Annotated in this window: 1 protein-coding gene; it reads right to left on the bottom strand. The window is 34.7% G+C overall.

All coding sequences use genetic code 11. The features are described from left to right. Positions 1-239 (bottom strand): hypothetical protein (locus AAEY93_RS21055; RefSeq protein WP_351079694.1); only part of this gene is annotated, 239 nt, incomplete at both ends.

The raw sequence follows: 239 nt of genomic DNA, 5'->3' as shown, positions 1-239 counted from the left end.
AGTCAGACGCATGTAATGAGTTATAGAGCTAACTACATTCTCAGCCTTCCCGATACGTGACGAATTTCTATTAATGGTCTTTGGAAGACGTTTTTGAGTATAGTCACGTAAATCGTCTAATTCATTAATCCCAATAAACTCTCGGCTTATAACTCTCTCTTCAAGATCAATATTTCTTTCCTTTAGGAACTCAAGAAAAATTACTAAGTTATTAGCAGCTGATAACATAGTTGAAAACG

Origin of the sequence: Shewanella sp. CAL98-MNA-CIBAN-0140, assembly GCF_040309905.1 — a bacterium.
Taxonomy (GTDB): Bacteria; Pseudomonadota; Gammaproteobacteria; order Enterobacterales; family Shewanellaceae; genus Shewanella; species Shewanella psychromarinicola.
Note: the sequence above shows the minus strand (reverse complement) of the source record. Positions and strands in the feature narration are given on the sequence as shown.